The 3,225-nt window shown below is 74.3% G+C and carries 3 protein-coding genes; 1 reads left to right on the plus strand and 2 read right to left on the minus strand.

Annotated features, from left to right (window positions below; genetic code table 11):
• Positions 1-120 precede the first annotated feature (120 nt).
• Both ACWGKI_RS20655 and ACWGKI_RS20660 read right to left on the minus strand, forming a co-directional pair.
• A complete protein-coding gene (locus ACWGKI_RS20655; protein WP_380244851.1) occupies positions 121-933 on the minus strand; it encodes an ABC transporter permease in 813 nt (270 codons plus the stop codon).
• Positions 930-1,952: an ATP-binding cassette domain-containing protein gene (locus ACWGKI_RS20660; RefSeq protein WP_452189539.1), complete on the minus strand. Its 1,023-nt coding sequence runs from the start codon at positions 1,950-1,952 to the stop codon at positions 930-932. The genes ACWGKI_RS20655 and ACWGKI_RS20660 overlap by 4 nt, the downstream gene beginning before the upstream one ends.
• A 150-nt stretch (positions 1,953-2,102) precedes the next feature.
• Between ACWGKI_RS20660 and ACWGKI_RS20665 the strand changes: the two genes are divergently transcribed.
• Positions 2,103-3,164, plus strand: coding sequence for an NAD-dependent epimerase/dehydratase family protein (locus ACWGKI_RS20665; protein ID WP_452189541.1), 1,062 nt, complete (start codon positions 2,103-2,105; stop codon positions 3,162-3,164).
• Positions 3,165-3,225: the final 61 nt, after the last annotated feature.

Genomic DNA, 3,225 nt, shown 5'->3' on the forward strand with positions numbered 1-3,225 from the left:
CCTTCTTCTCCCAAAACCCCCCGCCGGGCCCCCCCCCCCCGCAAACGGGGGGCGGGGGGGTGGGCCCCTTTGGGGGGGTCCAGACAGGGCCAGACGCCCGCTCACAGCCGTCACCCGGGGTCAGCGAGCGGTACGACGCCGGTACAGGACGCTGCCCACGGCGACGCTGAGCGCGAGGAACCCGACCAGCCAGGCGCAGGCCACCAGCACCGTGCCGCCGTCCGGGGTCCCCGACAGCAGGCCGCGCACCGACTCGATGATCGGCGTGAACGGCTGGTGCTCGGCGAACCCGTGCAGCCAGTCGGGCATGGTGTCGACCGGCACGAATCCGGAGCTGAGGTACGGCACGAACAGGAAGATGAAGTTCACCGACTGCGACGCGTCGACGCTCAGCACCAGGCCGAGGGCGGCGCTGAGCCACGTGAACGTCAGCACCGCGAGCACGGCGAGGCCCACGAAGCCGAGCCAGTCGCCCACCCCGGCGCCGGGCCGGAACCCGAGGGCGACGGCGACCAGCAGCACGACCACCGCGGACGCCAGGTTGCGCACCACGCTCGCGACCACGTGCCCCCACAGCGCCGAGGGCCCGAAGATCGGGAGCGTCTTGAAGCGGTCGATCGTGCCCGAGGTCATGTCCTGCGCCACCGCGACGGCCGTCGTCGCCGAGCCGAAACCCAGGCACATGATGAGCGCGCCGGGCACGACGTAGTCGATGTACTGCCCGTCCTGCTCGATGGCGCCGCCGAAGATGACGACGAAGACGAGCATGATCATCACCGGCAGCACGAAGGCGGTGATGAGCCCGTCGACGGACCGCAGGGACCGCCGTGCCTCGCGGCGCGCCATGGTGGCGACGTCGCGCAGGGGCGCGCGCCCGGAGGTCGCGCGGGGCGGGGCCGGCGCGGGGCGCGGGGCCAGGGTGGTGGTGCTCATCGCAGAGCCTCCTCGGGGGCGGGACGGTCGGTGGCGGGGCGCTCGGTGGCAGGGTGGTCGGGGACGGTGCTCCCGGGAGCGCGGCGGGCGGCACCGCTCCCGGTCAGGGCGAGGAAGACGTCGTCGAGCGTCGGCTTGACCACGCTCACGCCGGCGACGGCGAGGCCGCGTGCCTCGGCGCGCTCGAGGACGTCGCGGATGGCGCGGACGGGCTCGGCTGCGGGGAAGCTGAGCGCGAGCTCCTTGGCGTCCTCCTCGGCGCCGGCGAGCAGGTCGAGGCCGCGGGCCGCGGCGAGGCTGTCGGCGTCCTCGAAGGACACGCGGACGTGGTCGCCGGCCACGAGCGACTTGAGCTCGGTGGCGGTGCCGCGGGCGGCGATCTGCCCGTCGGACAGGACGGCGATGGTGTCGGCGAGGCGGTCGGCTTCCTCGAGGTACTGGGTGGTGAGCAGGATGGTGGTGCCGTCGGCCGCGAGCCCTCGCACCACGTCCCAGAGCTGGGAGCGTGACGCCGGGTCGAGGCCGGTCGTGGGCTCGTCGAGCACGAGGACGGCCGGGTCGGCGACGAGGCTGATGGCCAGGTCGAGGCGGCGGCGCATGCCGCCCGAGTAGGTGCCGACCTTCCGGCCCGCCGCGTCGGCGAGGTCGAAGCGCTCGAGGAGCTCCTGGGCCCGGCGCCGCACGGCGCGCTTCGGCAGGTGGGCGAGGTCCGCCATCATGACGAGGTTCTCCTCGCCGGTCTGGAACTCGTCGACCGACGCATACTGGCCGGTCAGCGCGATGCTGCGGCGCACCGCGGCGGCCTGCCGCACGACGTCGGCCCCGGCGATCGTGGCCGTGCCCCCGTCGGGCTGGACCAGCGTGGTGAGGATGTTGACGGTGGTGGTCTTGCCGGCGCCGTTCGGGCCGAGCAGGGCGAAGATCTCGCCGCGCCGGACGCTGAGGTCGACGCCGCGCAGGACGGCGGTGCGTCCGTAGGACTTGCGCAGCCCCCGCACCTCGATCATGGGGTCGTTCATGGCCGTTCCCTCCAGCTCGTCGTGTATGCCGTACACGAGCGTATGGCATACACGCCGCGTTGGCTATACACAGATGTGTGTCGCGTACGCAGCCAGCCGGGCGTCCGGCCTGCACGAGCGCCCCGCCGCAGGCGCGGATACGGTCGGACCGTGCGCGTCGTCGTCGTGGGAGCCAGCGGGAACGTCGGGACTGCCGTGCTGCGAGCACTGGTGCGAGAGCCCGCCGTCACGTCGATCGTGGGGGTCGCCCGGCGCGTGCCCCGCGCCGACGGCAGCAGCACCGTGACGTTCCCGCACTCCGCCGCCGAGTGGGTCCGGGTCGACCTCACCGACACCCAGGACGCCGTCGTCCGCGGGCTGGACCGTGCCTTCCTCGGCGCGGACGCCGTCATCCACCTGGCCTGGGCGCCCCCGTCGGCCCGGAACTCCGCCCGGGCCCGGCGCCTCAACCTCGGCGGGACGCAAGCCGTCGTCGACGCCGTCGTGCGCGGCGGCGTGCCGCAGCTCGTGCTCGGCTCCACCTCCGGCGTGTACGCCCCCGGCCCCGCGGACGGCAGCCCCGTCGACGAGGAATGGCCGCGGCGCGGCGTGCCGACGTCGTCCTACTCCGTGCAGAAGGTCGCCGCCGAGCGCATGCTCGACCAAGCCGCCGAGACCCACCCGAGCCTCGTCGTGACGCGGGTGCGCCCGGCGCTGATGCTGCAGCGGGAGGCCGGCGCCGAGCTGGCGCGCTACTTCCTCGGCGCGCTCGGGACCCGCGCGTTGCGCCTCGCCGCCAAGCGCGCCCCCGAGGGGGCGCTGCTGCCTGTCGTCCCCGCGCCCGACGGCCTGCGCCTGCAGGTCATGCACACCGACGACGCGGCCGACGCGTACCGGGCGGTCGTCGTCGGCCGGCACCCGGGGCCGTTCAACCTCGCGCCCGAGGGCTGGCTGACCGGCGACGACCTCGCCGACCTCCTCGCGGGCGGACGCAAGGTCGCGGTCTCCTCCACCGCGGCCCGGACCGGCCTGTCCGTGGCCTCCCGGCTGCACCTCGCCCCGATCGACGTCGGCTGGTACGACATGGCGCGCGCGGACGTCGTCCTCGACGCGTCACGGGCCCGGGAGCTGCTGCACTGGGCGCCCGAGCACGACCAGGGCGACGTGCTGCGCGAAACCGTCGAGGGCGTCCTCGCCGGGACCGGAGCGGGTTCCCCTCCTCTGCTGGGCTGACCCGCCGAACGCAACGAGCGTGCTGACTTGATCCTCAACCTGGCGGTGTGAGGATCAAGTC

It is taken from the genome of Isoptericola sp. NPDC055881 (genome assembly GCF_053615895.1).